Genomic DNA, 22,513 nt, shown 5'->3' with positions numbered 1-22,513 from the left:
AGACTGGTGCCATGGCCCTCTCCGTTTCGCCCCTTTCCATCATCGACCTGCGCGGACGCACCCTCGGCGCCGCCGCCCTGCAGGCCGTGCTGCCGCGTCCCGAGATCGACGTGGAGGCCGCCGCGCGGGCCGTCGCCCCGGTGGTCGAGGACGTCGCCGCCCGCGGCGCCGCGGCGGTGCTGGACGCCTCCGAGCGCTTCGACGGGATCCGCCCGGAGCACCTGCGGGTGCCGCCCGCGGAGCTGGAGCGGGCGCTGGCGGAGCTGGACCCCGCCATCCGTGCCGCCCTGGAGGCCTCCATCGATCGGGTGCGGGCCGTGGACACCGCGCAGCGCCGCCCCGCCGAGGCGGTGCAGGTGATGCCCGGCGGCACGGTCACCCAGCGCTGGGTGCCGGTGCGCCGGGTGGGCCTGTACGTGCCGGGCGGGCGGGCCGTGCTGCCCAGCTCCGTGGTGATGAACGTGGTCCCGGCCCAGGTGGCCGGCGTCGAGCAGATCGTGCTGGCCTCCCCGCCGCAGCCGGAGTTCGGCGGGCTGCCGCACCCCACCATCCTCGCGGCCTGCGCGCTGCTGGGCGTGGACGAAGTCCTGGCCGTCGGCGGCGCCCAGGCCGTGGCGCTGCTCGCCCACGGCGCGGAGGACCTCGGCGACGGGGTGGCGCTGGAACCGGTGGACATGATCACCGGCCCCGGCAACGTGTACGTCGCCGCCGCCAAGCGCCTGGTGCGCGGCCGGGTGGGGATCGACGCCGAGGCCGGCCCCACCGAGATCGCGATCCTCGCCGACGCGGAGGCACACCCCGCCTACCTCGCCGCGGACCTCATCTCCCAGGCCGAGCACGACCCGATGGCCGCCGCCGTGCTGGTCACCGACGCCCCGGCGCTGGTCGAGGCCGTGCAGGCCGAGCTCGACGCGCAGGTGCCCGAGGCCCAGCACGCCGAGCGCATCGCCACCGCGCTCGCCGGGCCGCAGAGCGGGGTGGTGCTGGTGGACGACCTCGAGCAGGGCCTGGCCGTGGTGGACGCCTACGGCGCCGAGCACCTGGAGATCCAGACCGCGGACGCCGCCGAGGTCGCCGCCCGGGTCACCAACGCCGGGGCCGTCTTCGTGGGCGCCCACGCCCCCGTGAGCCTCGGCGACTACGCGGCCGGCTCCAACCACGTGCTGCCCACCGGCGGTACCGCCCGCTTCTCCGGCGGTCTCGGCGTGCACACCTTCCTGCGCGGCATCCACGTCGTCGACTACGACAAGGCCGCCCTGGAGCAGGCCCGCGAGGCCGCCACCGTGCTGGCCGCGGCCGAGGGCCTGCCGGGCCACGGGCGCGCCATCGACATCCGCTTCGAGCGCTGAGAGCGGACGGCGCGGGGAGCATCTGCCCCGGCGACTCCCTCGCCTCTCCACCGGGCGCCTGTCCGGCCGACCGTGTGTCCGACCTTCCGGACGAACGGGTCACATCGCCGCGTCGATGACGGCCGCTCGGCGACACTCGGAATGTGAGCGCTTGCACGCCCCCTCCGGCCGGGCTAGGCTCTCCGTGTTGATGTAAGCGCTTCCATCGCCGGAGGCGCCCGCGAGGTTCCCGGACAGAGGAGTCACCATGAACCGCATCACCCGCCGCTCGTTCACCGCCCTCGGCACCGCCGGGGCCACCGCCGCGCTCGCCGCCTGCGGCCGCTCCGAGAGCGATGGCGCCGGCACCACCGCCGAGGAGGTCGCCGAGGGACCCGCCACCGGCACCGTCACCGTCTGGGCGATGGGCGCCGAGGGGGAGGCCCTGCCCGAGCTGATCACCGGCTTCGAGGAGGAGAACCCCGACGTCACCGTCGAGGTGACCCCCGTGCCCTGGGACAGCGCTCACGACAAGTTCACCTCCGCGATCGCCGCTGGCACCGCCCCCGACCTCGCCCAGGTCGGCTCCACCTGGATGGCCGAGTTCGTCGGCCTGGACGCCCTGGAGCCCACCCCCGAGTCCTTCGCGATGGACGACTACTTCGAGGGAGCCGCCCAGGCGGTCACCGTCGACGGCACCGCCTACGGCCTGCCCTGGTACGTCGAGACCCGCCTGCTCTACTACCGCACCGACCTCGCCGAGCAGGCCGGCTACTCCGAGCCCCCCACCGACTGGGACGGGCTGATGGCGATGGGCCAGGCCCTGCAGGAGAAGGCCGACGCCGAATGGGGCATCGCCCTCCAGCCCGGCGGCCAGGGCTCCTGGCAGACCGTGCTGCCGCTGATGTGGTCCGCCGGCGGCGCCGTGGTCGACGAGGCCGACGGCTCCTTCACCTTCGAGTCCGCCCCCAACGAGGAGGCCCTGGCCTACTACCAGTCCTTCTTCACCGAGGGCGTCTCTGACCCCGCCCCCGCCGAGGGCACCACCGAGCAGGACTTCGTCTCCGGCCGGGTGCCGATGTTCATCTCCGGCCCCTGGATGATGGCCGCCGTCGAGGCGCTCGGCGAGGAGGGCTTCGCCGACCAGTACTCCGTCGCCGTGATGCCCGCGAAGGAGACCAGCTCCAGCTTCCTCGGCGGCGCCAACATCGGTGTCTTCCAGGGCAGCGAGAACCGCGACGCCGCCTGGAAGCTCGCCGAGTACCTCTCCCGCCCCGAGGTGCAGGTGCAGTGGTTCGAGCTGGTCACCGCCCTGCCCAGCCTGCAGACCGCCTGGGAGGACGAGACCGTCGCCTCCAACGCCAAGTTCGAGGCCTTCCACACCCAGCTGGAGACGGCCTACGCGCCGCCGCTCATCGCCACCTGGGAGCAGGTCGCCTCCCGCTTCGACGCCCAGATCGAGGAGGTCTGCAAGAACGACCTCGCCCCCGCCGACGCGCTGGCCACCACCCAGTCCGAAGCCGAGGGCATCGGCACCGGGGCCTGAGATGACGGCCTCCCCCGACACCCGCGCGGAGCCCCAGATCCCGCGCGGCGCCGGCTCCCCGCCGCGCGGCCGCTCCCGCCGCGCCGCGGGGGAGGCCCGCGCCGGGCTCCTGCTCTCCCTGCCCTTCCTGGTGCTGTTCCTCGTCTTCATCGCCTGGCCGGTGCTGCAGTCGATGATCATGTCCTTCACCGACATGCGCATCAGCGACATCCGCACCCCCTTCGCGGTGGAGTTCGTGGGCCTGGAGAACTACCGCACGGCGTTCTCCGACCCCGTCTTCCGTCGCGCCGCCGCCAACACCGCGATCTTCGTGCTGCTGGGCGTGCCGCTGACCATCACCGCGGGCCTCGCCGCGGCGCTGGCCCTGGACCGGGGCGTGAGCCGCCTGCGCAGCGTCTTCCGGATCGGCTTCTACACCCCCGTGATCACCTCGATCGTGGCGGTCGCCGTGGTCTGGCGCTTCCTGCTGCAGCCCGAGAACGGCCTGGTGAACACCGTGCTGGGCTGGGTCGGCATCGACGGCCCGAACTGGCTGGGCGACGAGCGCACCGCGCTGCTGTCCCTGGTCGCGATGGCCGTGTGGCGCAACTTCGGCACCTCGATGGTGATCTTCCTGGCGGGCCTGCAGGCCGTGGACCGCCAGCTGCACGAGGCCGCCGCCCTCGACGGCGCCGGCCGCTGGCAGCGGTTCCGGCACATCACCCTGCCCTCGATCCGGCCGACGATGCTGTTCGTGCTGGTCACCACCTCCATCGGCTACCTGCAGTTCTTCGAGGAGCCCTTCGTGATGACCTCGGGCGGACCACTGAACGCCACCATCTCCGCCTCCATGTACACCTACAACCAGTTCGGCTTCGGCAACTACGGGGTGGCAGGCGCGATGGCCTACCTGACCTTCCTGGTGATCGCGCTGGTTACCCTGCTGCAGTTCCGACTGATGAGGGAGAAGTGATGATCGAGCGTCGCCGCCCCGTGATCACCTACCTCGTCCTCACCGCCTTCCTGCTGCTGGTGATCACCCCCTTCATCTGGATGGTGCTGGGCAGCCTGAAATCCCAGGGCGAGCTGCTGCAGGTGCCGCCCACCTGGCTGCCCGAGCAGCCCACACTGGACAACTTCCAGCGGCTCTTCGAGCGGCCCTTCGGACGCTACTTCTGGAACTCCACCGTCGTGGCCGTCGCCGTGACCGTCGGGAACCTCGTGTTCAGCTCGATGTTCGGCTACGCCCTGGCGCACCTGAGCTTCCCCGGCAAGAAGATCCTCTTCGCCCTGGTGCTGGCCTGCCTGATGATCCCCGGCCTGGTCACCTTCATCCCCCAGTACGTGCTGGTGGTGAACATGGGCATCGCCGGGACCCTGCCCGCGCTGATCCTGCCCTTCCTGGTGCAGCCCTTCAGCGTGTTCCTCATGCGCCAGTTCTTCCTGGGCCTGCCCCGGGAGCTGCTCGAGGCCGGGCGCATCGACGGCGTCGGCGAGATCGCGATCTTCTTCCGCATCTACCTGCCGCTGGCCGGCCCCGCCTTCGCCACGCTCGGCATCCTCACCTTCCTCGGCTCCTGGAACAACTTCCTGTGGCCCCTGGTGGTGGCGTCCTCCGAGCGCACCTACACCCTGCCGGTGGCCCTCGCGCTGATCTCCACCGGCCAGAACCAGACCGACTACGGCCTGCTGCTGGCCGGGGCCACCCTGATCGTGCTGCCCATCCTGGTGGTGTTCCTGTTCTTCCAGCGCCACTTCATCCAGGGCATCGCCACCACCGGCATCAAGTGACCCCCGCAGGGGAGGATCCGCCACCCCCGCACCCTCCCCATGACCGATGACCGTTCGCAAGGAGACCCCCATGGCTGATCCGACCTCGCACGCGCGCACCCAGCGCCCCAGCGACCGCTGCGCCACCCGCCCGCGCCCCACCGACCTGCGCCGCCGCACCCTCTTCGGTGCCCTGCCGCTCACCGCGGGCCTCGCCGCCAGCGGCACCGCCACCGCCGCGCCCGCCCCCACCAAGGGCGGCGAGGGCAAGGGCAGGGGAAAGGGCTCCGGCGACGAGGAGCTGCTCCGTCGCTGGGCCCGGGACACCTGGCGCTCCCTGGACGCGATGACCGACGAGCCCACCGGCCTCATCGCCGACAACATCGACGCGGACCTCACCACCCGCTCCGGCTACACCTCGCCCACCAACATCGGCGGCCTGCTGTGGTCCACCCTCGTCGCCCGCGAGCTCGGCATCCTCACCCCCGGCCACGCCCGGCAGCGGATCGCCCGCACCCTCGGCACCCTCGAGTCGATGGAGCGCCACGAGCACTCCGGCATGTACGTGAACTGGTACGACGAGGCCGACGGCTCGATCCTGCGCTCCTGGCCCGGCTCCGGCGACGTCGTCGTCCCCTTCGTCTCCAGCGTCGACATGGGCTGGCTCGGCGCCGCCCTGCACCTGGTCGCCCAGGCCGACCCCAGCAACCGCAAGCGCGCCCGCGCCCTGTTCGAGTCGATGCGCTGGGACGTGTTCTGGGACGACGCCGTGGATCCGCAGCCAGGGCAGATCGTCGGCGGCTTCTGGCTCGAGGACCCCTCCCGTGAGGGCGTCACCGCCGGCCCCGTCTGGCACGACCTCGGCGGCGAGGACGTCTGGTACCACGCCACCCACCACTACGACACCGCCGTCTCCGAGGCCCGCATGGTCACCTACCTCGGCATCGTCACCGGGCAGATCCCCGCGGGCGTCTACTACACGACCTACCGCACCTTCCCGCCCGAGTGGACCTGGGCCGAGATGCCGCCGGTGGGGGAGTGGCACACCTACGAGGGCGTGGACGTCTACGAGGGCGCCCACACCTACCGCGACATGCACGTCGTGCCCGGCTGGGGCGGCTCCATGTTCGAGGAGCTGATGCCCGACCTGTTCGTGCCCGAGGCCGACTGGGCCCCCGACGCCTGGGGCCGCAACCACCCCCTGCACGTGCGCGCCCAGCGCGAGCACGGCCTGCAGGAGGCCGGCTACGGCTACTGGGGCTTCTCCCCGAGCTCCGACCCGCACGCCGGTTACCGCGAGTACGGCGTGGACGCGCTCGGCCTGAACCCCACCGGCTACTTCTCCGACGCCGAGGAGACCGACTGGGTGCACGACCAGCCGACCCCCGAGTACGGCGACGGCGTGGTCACCCCGCACGCCGCCTTCCTCGCCATGCAGTACGAGCGCGAGGAGGCCGTCGCCAACCTCGTGAAGATCGAGGAGGAGCTCGGCGCCTACGGCGAGGGCGGCTTCCACGACGCCGTGGCCGTCGGCTCCGGCGTCGTCGCCCGACGCCACCTCTCCCTGGATCAGGCCATGATCATGGGTGCGCTCGGCAACGTCCTGCTGGACGGGCAGCTGCACGACTGGTTCGCCACCGAGCAGGCCGAGCAGACCCTCCGCCCCGTCATCTCCCAGGAGGTCTTCGGTGCCGACGAGTGACGGCTCCCTGCCCGTCCTCGCCACCGCCGAGGACGGCACCCGCTATCGGGACCTGAACGGCAACGGCCGCATGGACCCCTACGAGGACCCGCGGCTCGGTCCCGAGGAGCGCACCGAGGACCTGCTGGGGCGGCTCTCCCTCGCCGAGGCCGCCGGGCTCCTGTTCCACACCGTGATAGAGACCGGCCCCGGCGGCGCCCTGCTGGAGGGGCCCGGGCAGATCGCGAAGTCCGGCACCGAGCAGGTGGTGCTCGGCAAGCATCTCAGCCATTTCAACGTGCACGGACTGGAGAGCGCCGAGGCCGCCGCCACCTGGAGCAACCGGCTCCAGCAGCTCGCCGAGCGGACCCCGCACGGGGTGCCCGTCACCATCTCCACCGATCCCCGCCACGGCGCCACCCAGAACGCCGGCGCCTCCTGGGAGACGGGCTTCTTCTCCCTGTGGCCCGAGCCGCTGGGCCTCGGCGCCATCGGCGACGAGGAGCTGGTGGAGCGCTGGGCGGACACGGTGCGCCGCGAGTACGCCGCCGTCGGTATCCGCGCCGGACTGCACCCGGTGGCGGACCTCGCCACCGAGCCGCGCTGGGCCCGGCAGCGCGAGTGCCTCGGCCAGGACGCCGCCTGGGTCTCCCGCGCCGTGCGCCGCGCCCTGCGCGGCCTCGCCGGGGACGGTTCCGGCCCGGCCGTGGCCAGCACCATCAAGCACTTCCCCGGGGCCGGCCCGCAGAAGGACGGGGAGGACGCCCACTTCCCCTACGGCCGCGACCAGGTCTACCCCGGCGGCCGCTTCGCCGAGCACCTGGCGCCCTTCGAGGCCGCCGTCGCCGAGGGCACCGACGCGATCATGCCGTACTACGGGCGTCCCCTCGGCCTGAGCATCGACGGCGAGGACATCGAGGAGGTCGGCTTCGGCTTCAACCGCCAGGTGCTCACCGGCCTGCTGCGCGAGCGCCTCGGCTACGACGGGGTGATCGTCAGCGACTGGGAGCTGGTCAATGACAACCACGTCGGCGAGCAGGTGCTGCCCGCCCGTGCCTGGGGCGTCGAGCACCTGAGCCCGGCCGAGCGGATGGCCCGGATCCTCGAGGCCGGCGCCGACCAGTTCGGCGGCGAGGAGTGCACCGAGCTGCTGCTGGACCTGGTCGCCGAGGGCACGGTCAGCGAGGAGCGGGTGCGGGAGTCCGCGCGCCGCCTGCTGCGGGTCAAGTTCCGCCTCGGCCTGTTCGACGATCCCTACGTGGACGAGCAGGCCGCCCCCGCCGCCGTGGGCCGCGAGGCCGACCGCCGCGCGGGGCACGCCGCCCAGGCCACCAGCGTGGTCGTGCTCCACGACGACGGCGGCCGGCTCGCCGCCCTCGCCGCCGGCGCGGGGGAGCGGCGGATCTACGTGGAGGGCCTGCACGCCGAGGCCGCCGCCCGCCTCGGCACCGTGGTCGAGCGGCCCGAGGACGCCGACCTCGCGCTGCTCCGGATCGGGGCGCCCTTCCAGCCGCGCGACGACCTCTTCCTGGAGGCCTGGTTCCACCAGGGCGACCTGGCCTTCACCCCGGGCCTCGCCCACCGCCTGGCCCGGATCCGGGCGCATTGCCCGCTGGTGCTGGACGTGGACCTCGACCGGGCGGCCGTGCTCACGGACATCGCCCCCGTCACCGACACCCTCACCGGCACCTTCGGGGTCAGCGACCTGGCCTGGGTGGACGCCCTGACCGGCACGATCCCGCCGCGCGGGCGCCTGCCCATCGAGATGCCCCGATCGATGCAGGCCGTGCGCGACGCACCGGAGGACGTGCCCGGCGGCACCGCCGACCCGCTCTACCCCCGCGGCCACGGCCTCACGGCCGACTGACCCCGGGGTCTGCTCACCGGCACGACGGTCAGGGGCGGCTCCCGCGCCGGGCCAGCAGCTGCTCGCGCAGGATGTCGGCGTGGCCGCAATGCTGGGCGAGCTCCCGCAGCACGTGGAGGAGCACCCACCGCAACGGCAGAGGGCCACGGCGGTTGCCCGGCAGCACCGTGTCCGGGCCCATGTCCCGCACGGCTCGTCGCGATGCCTCCACGGCCTCCGCATAGCGGCGCGTGGCCGATCGGATCGTCTCCTCGTCGCGGAGGTGGAAGGACTCCTCCGGGCCGACGACGATGCCCAGGTCCGCGCGCGACCGTGCGGTGACGGCCTCGCCGAACCACACCTGCTCGACGAAGGTCGCATGGGTGATGAGTCCCAGGATCGTGGTGGAGGAGGGCACGAGGGAGGTGCGCGCCTCCTCCTCGGTGAGCCCGTCAGCGCAGTGCAGCAGCATGTCGCGGTGCTGGTCGACGAAGGCGTGGAGCTGCGCCAGCAGCGGGGCCGCATGGAGCTCGGGGGAGTCCGGCGCCGGTGCCTCCGCGGGGTCGTGCCGATCAGTCACGGGCGGCCGGATCGGAGACGCTCTTGGACTCCTTCTCCGAGTCCTTCTCCTGGGTCTTCTTCTCCGGGGACTGCCGGGATGTGGTGACCGCGCGGCGCTCGCCGCGGGTGGCCAGCAGGGCCAGCGACCGCCAGCCCAGCATCAGCACGGCCAGGGTGATCGCGGTGACGATCACGAAGGACACCTCGGTGCCCGCCTGGAACAGGGTGCGAATCGCCATTGCCGTGACCAGGGTGATCGCCCACACGAACACCCCGTGCGGCCAGATCCGGAAGGGGAAGCGCCAGGCGCGGATCGCCAGGTGCCCCAGCAGCAGGCCGGTCGCGAACGGCCAGGCCACGATGACGATGTTCGTCGTGCTCAGGGCGTCCCCGTGCTGGTACAGGCCGATCGCGACGAAGATCAGCACGGCCAGGACGTCGGCCACCAGGGCCCCCAGGGATCGGAACATGGCCCCAGGGTAGCCAGCGCGCCTGCACGGTCGAGGCGGAGACCTGCCCCGCGCCGTCAGGTCACGGCGTGATCCTCACCGCGGCCCCTCCGCCTCGGCCCGTAGCATGGACCCATGCCCGCCGACAGCTCCCTGCAGACCGCCGCGCCCACGCGGCTGCCCGCCCGCCGCGACGACCTCCTCGGGGTCGAGCCCTACGGAGCCCCGCAGATCGACGTGCCCCATCCGCTGAACGTCAACGAGAACCCCTTCGGGCCCTCCGCGGCGCTCGCCGCGGACCTCGCCCGGGCCGTGCAGCAGGCCGCCGCGGGCCTGAACCGCTACCCCGACCGGGAGTTCACCGCCCTGCGCGCGGACCTCGCGAGCTACCTCGCCGAGGAGTCCGGCATCCCCGCCCCGCCCGTGGAGGCCGTGTGGGCCGCCAACGGCTCCAACGAGGTCATGCACCAGCTGCTGCTGGCCTACGGCGGCCCCGGTCGCACCGCGCTCGGCTTCACCCCGCACTACTCGATGTACCCCGAGTACGCCCGCGACACCTTCACCCGCTGGGTCACCGTCCCCCGCGGCGCCGCGCCCGAGTTCGCCCTCACCCCGGAGCAGGTGACCGCCGCGATCGCGGAGCATGAGCCCGACATCGTCGTGCTCACCAGCCCCAACAACCCCACCGGCACCGCGCTGGACCCCGCCGTCATCCGCGCCGCCGCCGAGGCCCTGGCCCCCCGCGCCGGGATGCTCGTGGTCGACGAGGCCTACGGCGAGTTCCGCCGCGAGGGCGTGCCCAGCGCCCTGGAGCTTCTGTCCGAGACCCCGCACCTGGTCGTCACCCGCACCATGTCCAAGGCCTTCGCCCTGGCCGGCGGCCGCATCGGCTACCTGGTGGCCGACCCCGGGATCGTCGACGGGCTGCGCGTGGTGCGCCTGCCCTACCACCTCTCCGCCGTCACCCAGGCCGTGGCCCGCACCGCCCTCGCCCACCGCGGCGAGCTGCTCGCGCAGGTCGCCGTGCTCCGCGCCGAGCGCGACGCCCTGGTCGCCTGGCTCGCCGCGCGGGGCCACGTGGTCGCGCCCTCCGATGCGAACTTCGTCTACTTCCAGCCGCTGGACGGCGCCGACCGCCACCGCACCTGGCAGGGTCTGCTCGACCGGGGCGTGCTGATCCGCGAGGTCGGCGAGGCGCCCTGGATGCGCGTCTCCGTCGGCACCCCCGACGACAACGCCGCCTTCCGCTCCGCCCTCGAGGAGGTCGACCCCCGATGACCGACACCGCCCGCCCCCGCACCGCGAGCATCTCCCGCACCACCCGGGAGTCCAGCGTCGAGGTCACCCTCGACGTGGACGGCACCGGCCAGGTCGACATCTCCACCACGGTGCCCTTCTACGACCACATGCTCACGGCGCTGGGCACCCACGCCCGCTTCGACCTGACCGTTCGCGCCACCGGTGATACCGACATCGACGCCCACCACACCGTCGAGGACACCGCGATCGTGCTCGGCCAGGCCCTGCGCGAGGCCCTCGGCGACAAGCGCGGCATCACCCGCTTCGGCGACGCCCTGGTGCCGCTGGACGAGGCCCTCGCCCAGGCCGTCGTGGACCTCTCCGGCCGCCCCTACTGCGTGCACACCGGGGAGAGCGAGGCCCAGGCCCTGCACCTGATCGGCGGGCACTTCACCGGCTCGCTGACCCGCCACGTCTTCGAGTCGATCGCCCACCACGCCGCGATCTGCCTGCACATCCGCGTGCTCGAGGGCCGCGACCCCCACCACATCGTCGAGGCCCAGTTCAAGGCCCTCGCCCGTGCGCTGCGGCTCGCCTGCGAGCCCGACCCGCGTGTGCTCGACGTCCCCTCCACGAAGGGAGCCCTGTGACCACCCCCGAGCAGCCCGAGGGCGGGGCCGAGCAGCCCCGCGACGACATCGACGCCGAATTCGCCCGCCTCACCGCGGACCTCGGCCTCGGCGACGCCCCGCTGACCGTCGACGACGTCCTCGCCGACGCCTCCGCCGAGGACGGCGAGGAAGAGGTGCCCGTCATCGCCGTCGTCGCCACCACTGTCGCGACCGCGCAGGCGCTCGCCGGCGCGGTCCGCCTGGGCCGCGAGGCCCGCACCGACGGCATCGACATCCCCGGCGGCACCCGCACCGTGGACACCGCCACCGGCGCGATCGCCGTCGGCGCCCTCAGCGAGACCCTCGCCCACGACCTCGCGGCGATCGCCTCCACCGCCCTGCAGCGCACCGGCATCGTCCTGTTCTGGCGCCGCGGCGACCGCATGACCGCCACCCGCTACGCCGGCGGGGAGCGCGGCGAGGACGTCTCGCCCGCCATCGTGCTGGGCGCCGTGGACGACGTCGTCGAGCAGCTCCTGCTCGGCACGACCTCGCTCGACGAGCTGGGGGAGGGCATCGACCCCTCCGCCGTCTCCCGCAGCGAGGCCCTGCGCTGGATCACCGGCAAGGACGGCAAGGGCCGTCGCGGCCGCCGCGGCGGGGACGCATGAGCGCCGACCCCGCGGCGGGCACCGGACCCTCCGTCGTCGTCCTCGACCACGGCTCCGGCAACGTCCGCTCCGTGGTCCGCGCCCTCGAGGCCGCCGGCGCCGCCGTCCAGCTGACCGCCGACCGGGAGGCGGCCCTCACCGCCGACGGCCTCGTCGTGCCCGGCGTCGGCGCCTACGAGACCACCATCCGCCAGGTCCTCGCCGTCGGCGGCGACCGCATCATCGAGCGCCGCCTCGCCGGGGGCCGCCCCGTGCTGGGCATCTGCGTGGGCCTGCAGATCATGTTCGAGGGCGGCACCGAGCACGGCGTCCACAGCACGGGACTGGCCCAGTGGCCCGGGGAGGTCTCCCGCCTGCAGGCAGAGATCGTCCCCCACATGGGCTGGAACACCCTCGAGGCCGCGGAGGGCACCCGCCTGTTCGCCGGCATCGAGGAGGAGCGCTTCTACTTCGTGCACTCCTACGGCGCCCGCAACTTCGACATGGACCACATCGGCCCGATGGCCCCGCCGCAGGTCACCTGGGCCGAGCACGGCGGCGACCGCTTCGTGGCGGCCGTCGAGAACGGGGCACTGTCCGCGACCCAGTTCCACCCCGAGAAGTCCGGGGAGGCCGGGGCGCGGCTGCTGCGCAACTGGCTGGACACCCTGCCGCGCGAGCGGGGCGAGCGCTGATGCTGCTGGCCTTCCTGATGCTCTTCGCCGGCGGCATGCTCGTCGGCGGCGCCTGGTCCTTCGCCCGCTCGAAGAAGCCCTGGTGGTCCGTGGTGGTGCTGGCCGTGCTCGGTCTGGTGTGCCTGGGCGTCTCCCTGTGGCGCATCCAGACCGGCTGAGCGCCCCGCTCCCTCGTCCCGGCCCTCCTCCCGCCCCTGCTCTCGCTGCGGCGCCCCGCGTGCGCCGCGCCCTCCACACCCCGTCATCCGTCCGTCCGCATCGGAGAACCCCATGACCAGCCCCATCCTCGAGCTGCTGCCCGCCGTCGACGTCCAGGACGGCCAGGCCGTGCGCCTGGTCCAGGGCGAGGCCGGCTCCGAGACCGCCTACGGCGCACCCCTGGAGGCCGCGCTGACCTTCCAGTCCGGCGGCGCCCGCTGGCTGCACCTGGTGGACCTCGACGCCGCCTTCGGCCGCGGCTCCAACGCCTCCCTGCTGGCCGAGGTCGTCGCCGCCGTGGACATGAACGTCGAGCTCTCCGGCGGCATCCGCGACGACGAGTCCCTCACCGCGGCGCTGGCCACCGGCTGCCGCCGCGTGAACCTCGGCACCGCCGCCCTCGAGAACCCCGACTGGACCGCCGACGTCATCGCCGAGCACGGCGACCGCATCGCCGTGGGTCTGGACGTGCGCGGCACCACCCTGGCCGCCCGCGGCTGGACCCGCGAGGGCGGCGACCTCTGGGAGACCCTCGAGCGCCTGGACGCCGCCGGCTGCCAGCGCTTCGTGGTCACCGACGTCACCAAGGACGGCACCCTGCGCGGCCCCAACGTCGATCTGCTCTCCCAGGTCTGCGCCCGCACCGACGCCGCCGTGGTCGCCTCCGGCGGCATCTCCTCCTTGCAGGACCTGCGGGACCTGCGGGAGCTCGTGCCCGAGGGCGTCGAGGGCACCATCGTCGGCAAGGCGCTGTACGCGGGCGCCTTCACCCTGCCGGAGGCCCTGGACGTCGCGGGGCGCCCGTGACCTCGCCGTCCCCGGACGGCACGGGCGCGGAGCCCGCGGGCGGCCGCGCGCTGCCGGCGCACTTCCGCGAGAAGTCCCCGCTGACCGACACCGCGGGCGTCTCCTGGTCCGGGCGCGACTACGCCCCGAGCCCCTTCCCGGGGGACGACGGCTCCACCCCGCCGCCGGTCGCGGCCGCGCAGGCCGCCGTCGGCGCGGGGGAGGACCCGCACCGGCAGGCGCTGGTGGCGGCGCTCGCCCCCTCCCGCCTGCTGGTGCCGATCATGGCGGTGGCCACCGAGGAGGGCACCACCGCCCACGGCCTCACCGGGGACAACGGGGCCGACATGGCGATGGTCTCGATCACCGCCCCCGACGGCACCCGGGTGCTGCCCGTGTTCACCTCCGCCGCGGCGCTGACGGCCTGGCGGGCCGATGCCCGCCCGGTGCCGGTGCTCACCCCGCAGGCCGCCCAGGCCGCCGTGCAGGAGGGCTGCACCGCCCTGCTGCTGGACGCCGCCTCGGACCCCGCGGCGGGCGGCGCCGTGCTGCTGCCGCGCTCCGTGCTGTGGGCGCTCGCCCAGGGGCGCGACTGGGTGCCGCCCCACGAGGACGGCGAGCTGGCCGCCGAGCTGTCGCGGATCGCCGCGACGGTCCCGCCGGTGGTGGGCCTGAAGGCCCTGACGGGGGAGCGCAGCGAGGTTGACCTGCTGGTGGGCCTGCCCGCCGGGCTGGACGCCGCCGCCGTGCAGGACGTCACCGCGCGGCTCGGTGCGGCGCTGGGGGAGTCGATGCTGGTCGCCGACCGCATCAGCTCGCTGCGGCTGCGCCTCGCCCAGGCCTGACGCGGCCCCGGCGCGGGCGGTCAGCGGGGTCGAAGCGCCGGCAGGCTCAGAGAAGAGGCAGGGTCATCAGAGAAGAGGCAGGGTCAGGAGACCCGGCCGGTGAACTGCTCCCCGGGGGCCTTGCCCGGCTCGTCGGGGAAGGGCAGCGCCTCCGCGAAGGCCAGCTGCAGGGAGCGCAGCCCGTCGCGCAGGGAGCGGGCGTGCTCGTTGCCGATCTGCGGGGCCGCGGCCGTGACCAGTCCGGCCAGCGCCGTGATCAGGGAGCGGGCCTCGTCGAGGTCCTGGTACTGCCCCAGCTCCTCGTCCTCGGCCAGGCCCACCTTCACCGCGGCGGCGCTCATCAGGTGCACGCAGGCGGAGGTGATGATCTCGACGGAGGAGACCTCGGCGATGTCGCGCAGCGCCTGGGTGTCGACCGCGTGCTCGTGCTCGGCGGGCTCGGGGTTGGTGGGCTGCTCGGTCATGGTGCTCCCTCGGGGCGCGGGCGTGATGGAGGCGGACACTCAGGCTGGAAGGTCCGTCGGAGTCGGGTCCGACCGTCTCCCGGGGTCCGCCGCAGGGGCGATGCACATCACTGGGAGACGGGGCGGTCGGGTGGTAGGATAATCGATCGGAACATGTCGAGTTCCCGTGCCGTGCCCGGTGGATCCCATCGGACGGGGTGGGGGAGCACCGGCATCCAGCACTCAAGTGGAGTCCCTCCCACCTCGTGGCAGCACCGGCGGAACACTCATCCCGCCTCCGCCCGCCGCCGGGTCAGTATCGCAGCCGGGCGCGCGCGTCCGATGGCGCTGACGCGCCGCCTGCCTCGGGGCCTCCGCATGAGCGGAGGCCTTTCGCATGTCATTCGCGACACCGAGGTGAGGAGACACCATCAGCGAACAGCGCATCAACGGTCAGATCAGGGTCCCGAAGGTCCTCCTGGTCGGTCCCGCCGGTGAGCAGGTCGGGATCGTCCGTGTCGAGGACGCTCTGCGGCTCGCCGCCGAGGCGGATCTCGACCTGGTCGAGGTCGCTCCGGGCGCGAACCCGCCCGTGGCCCGCCTCATGGATTACGGCAAGTACAAGTACGAAGCCAACATGAAGGCCCGTGAGGCGCGGAAGAACCAGGCCAACACCGTCCAGAAGGAAATCCGGATGGGCCTGAAGATCGACACCCATGACTACGAGACCAAGCGTCGCAACGTCGAGAAGTTCCTCGCCGGCGGCGACAAGGTCAAGGTCATCATTCGCTTCCGCGGACGTGAGCAGTCCCGCCCCGAGATGGGCATCAAGCTGCTCGGCCGCATGGCGGAGGACGTCGCCGAGTACGGCTTCGTCGAGTCGCACCCGCGACAGGACGGCCGCAACATGGTGATGGTCATGAACCCGCACAAGAAGAAGGCCCAGGCGATGGCCGAGGCGCGCAAGCGCAAGTCGGACGCCGAGAAGGCCGCCCAGCGTCAGGGCGACGAGCCCGCGGCGTCTGCCGAGGACGCCGCCACTCCCGGCGACGAGTCCTGAGACGGAACGAAGGAGAACAGGCACCATGCCGAAGAACAAGACCCACTCGGGCACCAAGAAGCGCGTCCGCGTGACCGGCTCCGGCAAGCTCATGCGGGAGAAGGCGAACGCCCGCCACCTGCTCGAGCACAAGGACTCGACCCGCAAGCGCCGTCTGGGCAGCGACACCAACGTGTCCAAGGCCGACACCAAGCGCATGAAGAAGCTCCTGGGCCGCTGAGCCCCTCCGCGGGAGATGAGTTCCCGCAGCACTGAACTCGAACACCAGCGAAGGAGAATCACGTGGCACGCGTGAAGCGGGCGGTCAACGCCCAGAAGAAGCGTCGGGAGATCCTGGAGCAGGCCTCCGGTTACCGCGGTCAGCGGTCCCGCCTGTACCGCAAGGCGAAGGAGCAGGTGCTCCACTCGCAGACCTACAACTACCGCGACCGCAAGGTCCGCAAGAGCGACTTCCGGCGTCTCTGGATCCAGCGCATCAACGCCGGCGCCCGCGCCAACGGCATGACCTACAACCGCTTCATCCAGGGCCTCGGCCTCGCGGGTGTCGAGGTCGACCGTCGCATGCTGGCCGAGCTCGCCGTGAACGACGCGCCGGCCTTCGCGGCCCTCGTGGAGACCGCCAAGGGCGCCCTGCCCAAGGACGTCAACGCGCCCGCGGCCTGAGTCCGCGCCGCCCATGACCGAGCGCCCGGACCAGTCCCCGATCACCTCGCCCCGCTCCGAGCGGGTGCGGCGGATCGCGGCACTGGCCGGGCGCTCGGCGCGTCGGAAGCAGGGTCGCTTCCGCGCCGAGGGACCGCAGGCCGTGCGCTCCCTGCTCGCCCACCGTCCCGAGGCGGTCACCGAGCTCTTCCTCACCGCCGCAGCCGCGGCCGCGCACCCCGAGCTGGCGCAGCTCGCCGAGGCCGCCGGTGTCGCCGCGCGCGAGGTCGAGGAACCGATCATCCGCGCCATGACCCGCGAGGACGGCGCCCCCGCCGACGGGGGATCCGCGGGCGCCGTGAGCCCCCAGGGCGTGCTCGCCGTCGCCGCCCTCCCGCCCGAGGACCCGGCCGCCGCGACCGCCGCCCTCGCCGCCCTGCCCGCCGGCGGCCCGCTCACCCTCGCCGTGCTGCACGAGGTGCGCGACCCCGGCAACGTCGGCACCCTGATCCGCACCGCCGACGCCGCCGGCGCCGACGCCGTGCTGCTCACCCGCACCAGCGCCGACCCCTACTCCCCGAAGGCCGTGCGCGCCGCCGTCGGCAGCACCGTGCACCTGCCCGTGCTGACCGGCGCCGAGGCCCCCGCCCTGCTCGCCGCGCTGGGCGAGGCCGGCATCGCCTCGGCCGCCACCAGCGGGCACGCCCCCGCCGACGTCTTCGACACCGCCCTGCCCGCGCGCCTGGCCTGGTGGCTCGGCAACGAGGCCCACGGCCTGGACGCGGGCACCCTCGACGCCGCCGAGCTGGCGGTGCGGATACCCCTGGCCGGGCACGCCGAGTCCCTGAACGTCCACACCGCCGCCACCGTGGTGCTCTTCGAGACCCTGCGCCGCCGCCGCGCCGAGGCCGCCCGGTGACCGAGGTCCACCCCGGCGCCCCCAGCGAGCTGCGGCCGAGCACCCGCGCCGCCGCGCTGCTGGTGCCCGGGCTGCTCGCCCTCACCGTCGCGGTGGCCCTGGTGGGGATCCTCGCCACCGGCGCCGCCTCCCCGAATGCCCTGGTCCCCGCCTCCCCACTGGTCACCTGGGGCATCCCCGTGGTGCGCGCCCTGCACCACCTGGGCCTGCTGCTCGCCGTCGGCGCCGGGGGAGTGGCCGTGCTGCTGCTGCCCGGGCCGGGCCGCGGGAGGGAGCGGGACCTCTCCGGCACCCGCCGCGGGGCCGTGCGCCTCGCCGCGGCCGGCGCCGCCCTCTGGTCCCTCGCCGCGCTGGCCCAGATCCCGCTGGGCGGTCTCGAGGCCACCGGTGCCACCGGCGGCGACCTCTGGGGGATCGCCCTGTCCGGGGACCTCGGCCGGCTGCAGCTCGCCGTCGCGATCCTCGCCGCGCTCTCCGCCCTGATCGGAGCCCTGGCCCGCTCCACCACCGCCGCCTGCTGGGCCCTCGCCCTCGCCGGGGTGGGCGTCGGCGCGCTGGGCCTGGCCGGCCACGCGGGCGCCAGCCTGGACCACACCAATGCCGTCAACGCGATGGCCCTGCACCTGGTGGCCGTCTCCGTCTGGGCCGGCGGCCTGCTCGCCATCGCCCTGCTCGCCCCGCGGCTGCCCCGCGCGCAGCTGACCACCGTGATCCGCCGCTTCTCGCCCTGGGCGCTGGCCTCCGTGATCGCCCTCGCCGCGAGCGGCGTCATCAGCGCCGCGATCCGCCTGGCCGGTCCCGCGGATCTGCTGGGCACCGCCTACGGCCGGGTGGTGCTGATCAAGGGCCTCGCCCTGGTGGCCCTGGCGGTGCTCGGCGCCGCCCAGCGCGCCCGCCTCGGCGACACCGTCCGTTTCCGCCACCTCGCCCTCGCCGAGGGTCTGATCATGGCCGGCGTCATCGGCGCCTCCATCGCCCTCGGACGCACCGCGCCCCCGGTGCCGCAGGAGATCCCCGCCGTCGGTGACCTCACCGTGCTCTCCCTGGTCGGCTACCTGCCGCCACAACAGTCCTTGAGCCCCGCCACCCTGTTCACGGTGGTCGAGCCGGACTGGGTGGCGCTGCTGCTGGCCGCCGCGATGGCCGCCGTGTACGGGGTGGGCGTGGTGCGGCTGCGCCGGCGCGGCGACGCCTGGCCGTGGCTGCGCACCGTGCTGTGGCTGCTGGGCTGCCTGGCCTTCGCCTGGGTGATGAGCGGCGGGGCCGCCGCCTGGGGCCGCTTCCGCTTCGACGCCCACATGGTCCAGCACATGGCGATGATGATGATCGTGCCGCCGCTGTGGGTGCTCGGCGCCCCGGTCACGCTGCTCTCCCGCGCCGTCGCCCCCCGGTCCGACGGCTCCCGCGGCGTGCGCGAATGGGTGCTCGCGGCCCTGCACTCCGGCTACGCCCGCGTCGTGTCCTCCCCGCCGCTGGCCGGGGCGCTGTTCGCCGGCTCCCTGGTCATCTTCTACTTCACCCCGCTGTTCGAGCTGGCGATGGAGAACCACCTCGGACACGTGCTGATGACCGTGCACTTCCTGGCCACCGGCTACCTCTTCGCCTGGGTGCTGATCGGCATCGACCCGGCCACCAGGCCCATCAACCCGGTGCTGAAGCTGATCACCCTGCTGGTCACCCTCGCCTTCCACGCCTTCTTCGGGGTGGCGCTGGTCTCGGCGAGCTGGCTGATCGCGGAGGACTGGTACCGGGAGCTCGGCATGTACGGCGCCGACCAGCTGCTGCTGATCCAGCAGCGCGGCGGCTCGATCATGTGGGCGGTCTCCGAGATCCCCACCGTGCTCTACGCGATCCTCATGGTCGTGATGTGGATGCGCTCCGAGGACCGTCGCGCCCGCCAGTACGACCGCAAGGCCGACCGCGACGGCGACGCCGAGCTGCAGGCCTACAACGCCTACCTCGCCGGCCTCCGCCCCGGCGCCGCGACCAGCGCGGACGCTGAGCCCCCCTCGGATGCCGCCCCGCCACACGACGCCGACTGAGCCCGCCCACCCACCGCCCGACTCGGGGTGCGTCACGTTCGTGTCGGATAACGGGTCGTTGTCCGACACGAACGTGACGGGCCTCAGCGGACACCGGCACGAACGTGACGCGAGGAGGGGCGCCGCGACCGTGTCGCGACGCCCCTCCCGAAACGGCAGCCCAGCCTGGGCGGCTCAGAGCCAGTCGCCGCGGGCGCGCTCCTGCTCGGCGCCGATGGTGGTGTCGGGGCCGTGGCCGGTGTGCACCACGGTCTCCGGGGGCAGGGCGAACAGCCGCTCCCGGATGGACTCCTCGATCGTCTCCCGGGAGGAGAAGGAGCGCCCGGTCGCACCGGGACCGCCCTCGAAAAGGGTGTCGCCCACGAACACCGCACCCAGCGCCTCGCTGTAGTAGCAGGTGGAGCCGGGGGAGTGGCCCGGGGTGTGCAGCGCCTCGAGGTCGATCCCGCCGAGCGCGAAGGTGTCCCCGTCGGCGACGTCCCCGTCCCAGGGCAGCTCCCCGTGGGTCAGCGCCCACACCTCGCCGTCGGCGGGGTTCAGCAGCAGCGGCGCCTCCAGGCGCTCGGCCAGCTCGGGCGCCATCCGCACGTGGTCGTCGTGGGCGTGGGTGAGCAGGATGCCGACGCACTCGCGGTCCCCGACCAGGCGCTCGACGGTGGCCACGTCGTGCGGGGCGTCGAACACGACGCACTGGTCCTCGTCGCCGAGCACCCACACGTTGTTCTCCACCTCGTGGGTCTCCCCGTCGAGGCTGAAGGTGCCGGCGGTGACGGCATGGTCCAGGCGGGCGGCCATCAGGCGATCACCGCCACGGTGCGCAGGGTCTCCCCGTCGTGCAGCGAGTCCAGCGCCGTGTTCACGCCGGCCAGGTCGGTGCGGCCGGTCACGAAGCGCTCCAGCGGCAGCCGGCCCTGCAGATAGAGGTCGGTGAGGTAGGGGAAGTCCCGCTCGGGCAGGCAGTCGCCGTACCAGGAGGACTTCAGGGAGCCGCCGCGGCCGAACACGTCCAGCAGCGGCAGGGTCAGCTCCACCCCCGGGCGGGGCACGCCCACCAGCACCACGCGGCCTGCGAGGTCGCGGGCGTAGAAGGCGGTCTCGTAGGTCTGCGGGATGCCGACGGCGTCGATCACCACGTCGGCGCCGAAGCCGCCGGTGAGCTCCTGGACCGCCGCGGCGACCTCCTCGGGGCCCATCCCGGTGGTGGCCAGGGTGTGGGTGGCGCCGAGCTCCGCGGCGGCCGCGAGCTTCTTCTCGTCCACGTCCAGGCCGATGATGGTGGTGGCACCCGCGAGGGCGGCCCCGGCGATCGCGGCGCAGCCCACGCCGCCCAGGCCGATCACGGCCACGGACTCGCCGCGCTGCACCTGGCCGGTGTTCACGGCGGCGCCGATCCCGGCCATCACGCCGCAGCCCAGCAGCCCGGCCACCTCGGCGGGGGCCTCCTCGGAGACCTGCGTGCACTGGCCCTCGTGGACCAGGGTCTTCTCGGCGAAGGCGCCGATGCCGAGGGCCGGGGTGAGCTCGGTGCCGTCGGTGAGGGTCATCGCCCGCGAGGCGTTGTGGGTGGCGAAGCAGTACTGCGGCACGCCCTTGCGGCAGGCGCGGCACTCGCCGCAGACGGCCCGCCAGTTCAGCACCACGTAGTCGCCGACGGCGACGTGGGTGACGGCCTCGCCGATCTCGGCGACCCGTCCGGCGGCCTCGTGGCCCAGCAGGAAGGGGAACTCGTCGTTGATGCCGCCGTCGCGGTAGGCGAGGTCGGTGTGGCAGACGCCGCAGGCCTCGATGTCCACGATCACGTCGTGGGGGCCGGGGTCGGGGATCACGATGTCGACCAGCTCGGCGGGCTGCTGTTCGGCGCGGGCGATGACGCCCTTCACGGTGGTGGGCATGGGGTTCCTGGCTCCTTCGGGGTTCCGGACCGGGGGACGCCCCCAGGCTAGGGCCTCCTCCTGCGAGGGGACAGCGCCGCGGCGGGCGTCCGGCGCGGGGAATGCGGGCGCGCGGGCCGCGCCGCGGCTCCTAGAATGGTCCGCGGTGTCCGAGCAGCGGGCACGCCCCTGCCCGCCGGACGAGAGCGAACCCGTGTCCTCTGAGCACCCTGAGACGCCTGCGGCCCCCGAGCCGCCGGTGATCGACGAGCCCACCATCTCCGCCGCCGTCGAGGCCGCCCTCGCCGCGATCGCCGCCGCGCCCGACACCGCCGCGCTGAAGCAGGTGCGGATCGAGCATGTCGGCGACGCGAGCGTGCTCTCCCGCGCCAACCGCGCCATCCGCGACCTGCCCGGTCCTCAGAAGGCCGCCGCCGGGAAGCTGGTGGGCCAGGGCAAGGGACGCGTCCAGCAGGCTCTCGCCTCCCGCCAGGAGGAGCTGGCCGCCGCCGAGCAGGAGGCCGCGCTCGCCGCCGAGACCGTCGACGTCACCCTGCCCACGGACCGCCGCCCCCGCGGCGCCGTGCACCCCCTGACCACCCTTCAGGAGCGCATCGAGGACTTCTTCGTCGGCATCGGCTGGGAGATCGCCGAGGGCCCCGAGGTGGAGTCCTCCTGGTTCAACTTCGATGCCCTGAACGCGGACCCCGAGCACCCCTCCCGCTCCCGCCAGGACACCCTCTACGTCGCCTCCGCCGAGGGGGGCGAGGACCAGGACGCCGGTCTGCTGCTGCGCACCCAGACCTCCCCGGTGCAGATCCGCGCGATGCTCGAGCGCGGCGCCCCGCTGTACGTGGCCTGCCCCGGCACCGTGTACCGCGCCGACGAGATGGACGCCACCCACTCCCCGATGTTCCACCAGGTGGAGGGCCTCGCCATCGACGAGGGCCTGACCATGGCGAACCTCGTGGGCACTCTCGACGCCTTCGCAGCGGCCCTGTTCGGCGGCGCCCCCATCACCCGCCTGCGCCCCAACCACTTCCCCTTCACCGAGCCCAGCGCCGAGATGGACTTCCGCTGTTTCGCCTGCGACGCGCGCCTGGGCCTGGACCACGAGCCCGACCCCGGCTGCCGCGTCTGCGGCGGCACCGGCTGGATCGAGATGGGCGGCTGCGGCATGGTCCACCCGAACGTCCTGCGCGCCGCCGGCATCGACCCCGGGCGCCACCAGGGCTTCGCCTTCGGCCTCGGCATCGAGCGCATCCTCATGCTGCGCAACGGCGTGGCCGACATGCGCGACATGGTCGAGGGCGACGTCCGCTTCACCCAGCACTACGGCACGGAGATCTGAG

Annotated in this window: 24 protein-coding genes; 19 read left to right on the top strand and 5 right to left on the bottom strand. The window is 73.6% G+C overall.

Annotation, left to right across the window (positions count from 1 at the left end):
• Positions 1-11 precede the first annotated feature (11 nt).
• From hisD to OM98_RS13730, 6 genes are all read left to right on the top strand, one after another.
• Positions 12-1,349 carry a histidinol dehydrogenase gene (gene hisD, locus OM98_RS13755; RefSeq protein WP_010535213.1) on the top strand — a complete coding sequence of 446 codons (1,338 nt, stop codon included), beginning with the start codon at positions 12-14 and terminating at the stop codon, positions 1,347-1,349.
• Positions 1,350-1,596: 247 nt separating this feature from the next.
• Complete coding sequence (locus tag OM98_RS13750) at positions 1,597-2,874, top strand: sugar ABC transporter substrate-binding protein (protein WP_010535212.1); 1,278 nt, start codon at positions 1,597-1,599, stop codon at positions 2,872-2,874.
• Between the two features lies 1 nt (position 2,875).
• Positions 2,876-3,826 carry a carbohydrate ABC transporter permease gene (locus OM98_RS13745; protein ID WP_010535211.1) on the top strand — a complete coding sequence of 317 codons (951 nt, stop codon included), beginning with the start codon at positions 2,876-2,878 and terminating at the stop codon, positions 3,824-3,826.
• Positions 3,826-4,644 carry a carbohydrate ABC transporter permease gene (locus tag OM98_RS13740; protein ID WP_033195278.1) on the top strand — a complete coding sequence of 273 codons (819 nt, stop codon included), beginning with the start codon at positions 3,826-3,828 and terminating at the stop codon, positions 4,642-4,644. The genes OM98_RS13745 and OM98_RS13740 overlap by 1 nt, the downstream gene beginning before the upstream one ends.
• A 70-nt stretch (positions 4,645-4,714) precedes the next feature.
• Positions 4,715-6,325 (top strand): glucoamylase family protein, encoded by a 1,611-nt coding sequence (locus OM98_RS13735; protein WP_010535209.1) that lies wholly within the window; start codon positions 4,715-4,717, stop codon positions 6,323-6,325.
• Positions 6,312-8,171, top strand: coding sequence for a glycoside hydrolase family 3 protein (locus OM98_RS13730; RefSeq protein ID WP_010535208.1), 1,860 nt, complete (start codon positions 6,312-6,314; stop codon positions 8,169-8,171). Before OM98_RS13735 ends, OM98_RS13730 begins: the two co-directional genes overlap by 14 nt.
• 28 nt (positions 8,172-8,199) lie before the next feature.
• On the opposite strand, the gene OM98_RS13725 is transcribed toward OM98_RS13730, so the two are convergent.
• Entirely contained in the window at positions 8,200-8,730 is a 531-nt protein-coding gene (locus OM98_RS13725) for a DinB family protein (protein ID WP_010535207.1), read from the bottom strand.
• Complete coding sequence (locus OM98_RS13720) at positions 8,723-9,181, bottom strand: DUF3054 domain-containing protein (RefSeq protein WP_010535206.1); 459 nt, start codon at positions 9,179-9,181, stop codon at positions 8,723-8,725. Before OM98_RS13720 ends, OM98_RS13725 begins: the two co-directional genes overlap by 8 nt.
• Before the next feature lie 114 nt (positions 9,182-9,295).
• Between OM98_RS13720 and OM98_RS13715 the strand changes: the two genes are divergently transcribed.
• The 7 genes from OM98_RS13715 to OM98_RS13690 all read left to right on the top strand — a co-directional run bounded on the left by OM98_RS13715 (position 9,296) and on the right by OM98_RS13690 (position 14,184).
• On the top strand, positions 9,296-10,438 hold the full coding sequence (locus tag OM98_RS13715) for a histidinol-phosphate transaminase (RefSeq protein ID WP_010535205.1): 1,143 nt from the start codon (positions 9,296-9,298) through the stop codon (positions 10,436-10,438).
• The gene (hisB, locus tag OM98_RS13710) at positions 10,435-11,049 is read left to right on the top strand and encodes an imidazoleglycerol-phosphate dehydratase HisB (protein ID WP_010535204.1); all 615 of its coding nucleotides are present in this window, start codon (positions 10,435-10,437) and stop codon (positions 11,047-11,049) included. Before OM98_RS13715 ends, hisB begins: the two co-directional genes overlap by 4 nt.
• A complete protein-coding gene (locus OM98_RS13705) occupies positions 11,046-11,681 on the top strand; it encodes a hypothetical protein (RefSeq protein WP_010535203.1) in 636 nt (211 codons plus the stop codon). Before hisB ends, OM98_RS13705 begins: the two co-directional genes overlap by 4 nt.
• The gene (gene hisH / locus OM98_RS13700) at positions 11,678-12,355 is read left to right on the top strand and encodes an imidazole glycerol phosphate synthase subunit HisH (RefSeq protein WP_010535202.1); all 678 of its coding nucleotides are present in this window, start codon (positions 11,678-11,680) and stop codon (positions 12,353-12,355) included. Before OM98_RS13705 ends, hisH begins: the two co-directional genes overlap by 4 nt.
• Complete coding sequence (locus OM98_RS15955; protein WP_010535201.1) at positions 12,355-12,513, top strand: hypothetical protein; 159 nt, start codon at positions 12,355-12,357, stop codon at positions 12,511-12,513. The genes hisH and OM98_RS15955 overlap by 1 nt, the downstream gene beginning before the upstream one ends.
• A 112-nt stretch (positions 12,514-12,625) precedes the next feature.
• Positions 12,626-13,360: a bifunctional 1-(5-phosphoribosyl)-5-((5-phosphoribosylamino)methylideneamino)imidazole-4-carboxamide isomerase/phosphoribosylanthranilate isomerase PriA gene (gene priA / locus OM98_RS13695; RefSeq protein WP_010535200.1), complete on the top strand. Its 735-nt coding sequence runs from the start codon at positions 12,626-12,628 to the stop codon at positions 13,358-13,360.
• A complete protein-coding gene (locus tag OM98_RS13690) occupies positions 13,357-14,184 on the top strand; it encodes an SseB family protein (RefSeq protein WP_010535199.1) in 828 nt (275 codons plus the stop codon). The genes priA and OM98_RS13690 overlap by 4 nt, the downstream gene beginning before the upstream one ends.
• Before the next feature lie 83 nt (positions 14,185-14,267).
• On the opposite strand, the gene OM98_RS13685 is transcribed toward OM98_RS13690, so the two are convergent.
• Positions 14,268-14,648, bottom strand: a complete 381-nt coding sequence (locus OM98_RS13685; protein WP_010535198.1) for a DUF1844 domain-containing protein — start codon at positions 14,646-14,648, stop codon at positions 14,268-14,270.
• Positions 14,649-15,057: 409 nt separating this feature from the next.
• On the opposite strand from OM98_RS13685, the gene infC reads away from it, so the two are divergent.
• The 5 genes from infC (at position 15,058) to OM98_RS13660 (ending at position 19,290) form a co-directional block, all read left to right on the top strand.
• Positions 15,058-15,687 carry a translation initiation factor IF-3 gene (gene infC / locus OM98_RS13680; RefSeq protein WP_083837794.1) on the top strand — a complete coding sequence of 210 codons (630 nt, stop codon included), beginning with the start codon at positions 15,058-15,060 and terminating at the stop codon, positions 15,685-15,687.
• Positions 15,688-15,712: 25 nt separating this feature from the next.
• Complete coding sequence (gene rpmI, locus OM98_RS13675) at positions 15,713-15,907, top strand: 50S ribosomal protein L35 (protein WP_010535195.1); 195 nt, start codon at positions 15,713-15,715, stop codon at positions 15,905-15,907.
• 62 nt (positions 15,908-15,969) lie between these two features.
• Positions 15,970-16,350, top strand: coding sequence for a 50S ribosomal protein L20 (gene rplT, locus OM98_RS13670; RefSeq protein WP_010535194.1), 381 nt, complete (start codon positions 15,970-15,972; stop codon positions 16,348-16,350).
• 13 nt (positions 16,351-16,363) lie between these two features.
• Positions 16,364-17,248 carry a TrmH family RNA methyltransferase gene (locus tag OM98_RS13665; protein WP_010535193.1) on the top strand — a complete coding sequence of 295 codons (885 nt, stop codon included), beginning with the start codon at positions 16,364-16,366 and terminating at the stop codon, positions 17,246-17,248.
• Positions 17,245-19,290 (top strand): bifunctional copper resistance protein CopD/cytochrome c oxidase assembly protein, encoded by a 2,046-nt coding sequence (locus OM98_RS13660; RefSeq protein WP_010535192.1) that lies wholly within the window; start codon positions 17,245-17,247, stop codon positions 19,288-19,290. The genes OM98_RS13665 and OM98_RS13660 overlap by 4 nt, the downstream gene beginning before the upstream one ends.
• A 174-nt stretch (positions 19,291-19,464) precedes the next feature.
• Here OM98_RS13660 and OM98_RS13655 read toward each other — a convergent pair whose 3' ends face one another.
• Complete coding sequence (locus OM98_RS13655) at positions 19,465-20,085, bottom strand: MBL fold metallo-hydrolase (protein ID WP_010535191.1); 621 nt, start codon at positions 20,083-20,085, stop codon at positions 19,465-19,467.
• Positions 20,085-21,182 carry an S-(hydroxymethyl)mycothiol dehydrogenase gene (locus OM98_RS13650; RefSeq protein ID WP_010535190.1) on the bottom strand — a complete coding sequence of 366 codons (1,098 nt, stop codon included), beginning with the start codon at positions 21,180-21,182 and terminating at the stop codon, positions 20,085-20,087. Before OM98_RS13650 ends, OM98_RS13655 begins: the two co-directional genes overlap by 1 nt.
• 193 nt (positions 21,183-21,375) lie before the next feature.
• Here OM98_RS13650 and pheS point away from each other — a divergent pair, with 193 nt between their 5' ends.
• On the top strand, positions 21,376-22,512 hold the full coding sequence (gene pheS / locus OM98_RS13645; protein ID WP_139017754.1) for a phenylalanine--tRNA ligase subunit alpha: 1,137 nt from the start codon (positions 21,376-21,378) through the stop codon (positions 22,510-22,512).
• Position 22,513: the final 1 nt, after the last annotated feature.

The organism is Brachybacterium squillarum M-6-3 (assembly GCF_000225825.1).
GTDB classification, from domain to species: Bacteria; Actinomycetota; Actinomycetes; order Actinomycetales; family Dermabacteraceae; genus Brachybacterium; species Brachybacterium squillarum.
This window is presented reverse-complemented; position numbering and strand designations above follow the sequence as displayed.

What these genes read in the sequence shown, in the direction of transcription:
- hisD (WP_010535213.1), top strand. Translation starts at nt 12, where the DNA reads ATGGCCCTCTCCGTTTCGCCCCTTTCCATCATCGACCTGCGCGGACGC.
- OM98_RS13750 (WP_010535212.1), top strand. Translation starts at nt 1,597, where the DNA reads ATGAACCGCATCACCCGCCGCTCGTTCACCGCCCTCGGCACCGCCGGG.
- OM98_RS13745 (WP_010535211.1), top strand. Translation starts at nt 2,876, where the DNA reads ATGACGGCCTCCCCCGACACCCGCGCGGAGCCCCAGATCCCGCGCGGC.
- OM98_RS13740 (WP_033195278.1), top strand. Translation starts at nt 3,826, where the DNA reads ATGATCGAGCGTCGCCGCCCCGTGATCACCTACCTCGTCCTCACCGCC.
- OM98_RS13735 (WP_010535209.1), top strand. Translation starts at nt 4,715, where the DNA reads ATGGCTGATCCGACCTCGCACGCGCGCACCCAGCGCCCCAGCGACCGC.
- OM98_RS13720 (WP_010535206.1), bottom strand. Translation starts at nt 9,181, where the DNA reads ATGTTCCGATCCCTGGGGGCCCTGGTGGCCGACGTCCTGGCCGTGCTG.
- OM98_RS13715 (WP_010535205.1), top strand. Translation starts at nt 9,296, where the DNA reads ATGCCCGCCGACAGCTCCCTGCAGACCGCCGCGCCCACGCGGCTGCCC.
- hisB (WP_010535204.1), top strand. Translation starts at nt 10,435, where the DNA reads ATGACCGACACCGCCCGCCCCCGCACCGCGAGCATCTCCCGCACCACC.
- hisH (WP_010535202.1), top strand. Translation starts at nt 11,678, where the DNA reads ATGAGCGCCGACCCCGCGGCGGGCACCGGACCCTCCGTCGTCGTCCTC.
- OM98_RS15955 (WP_010535201.1), top strand. Translation starts at nt 12,355, where the DNA reads ATGCTGCTGGCCTTCCTGATGCTCTTCGCCGGCGGCATGCTCGTCGGC.
- priA (WP_010535200.1), top strand. Translation starts at nt 12,626, where the DNA reads ATGACCAGCCCCATCCTCGAGCTGCTGCCCGCCGTCGACGTCCAGGAC.
- OM98_RS13685 (WP_010535198.1), bottom strand. Translation starts at nt 14,648, where the DNA reads ATGACCGAGCAGCCCACCAACCCCGAGCCCGCCGAGCACGAGCACGCG.
- rpmI (WP_010535195.1), top strand. Translation starts at nt 15,713, where the DNA reads ATGCCGAAGAACAAGACCCACTCGGGCACCAAGAAGCGCGTCCGCGTG.
- OM98_RS13665 (WP_010535193.1), top strand. Translation starts at nt 16,364, where the DNA reads ATGACCGAGCGCCCGGACCAGTCCCCGATCACCTCGCCCCGCTCCGAG.
- OM98_RS13655 (WP_010535191.1), bottom strand. Translation starts at nt 20,085, where the DNA reads ATGGCCGCCCGCCTGGACCATGCCGTCACCGCCGGCACCTTCAGCCTC.
- OM98_RS13650 (WP_010535190.1), bottom strand. Translation starts at nt 21,182, where the DNA reads ATGCCCACCACCGTGAAGGGCGTCATCGCCCGCGCCGAACAGCAGCCC.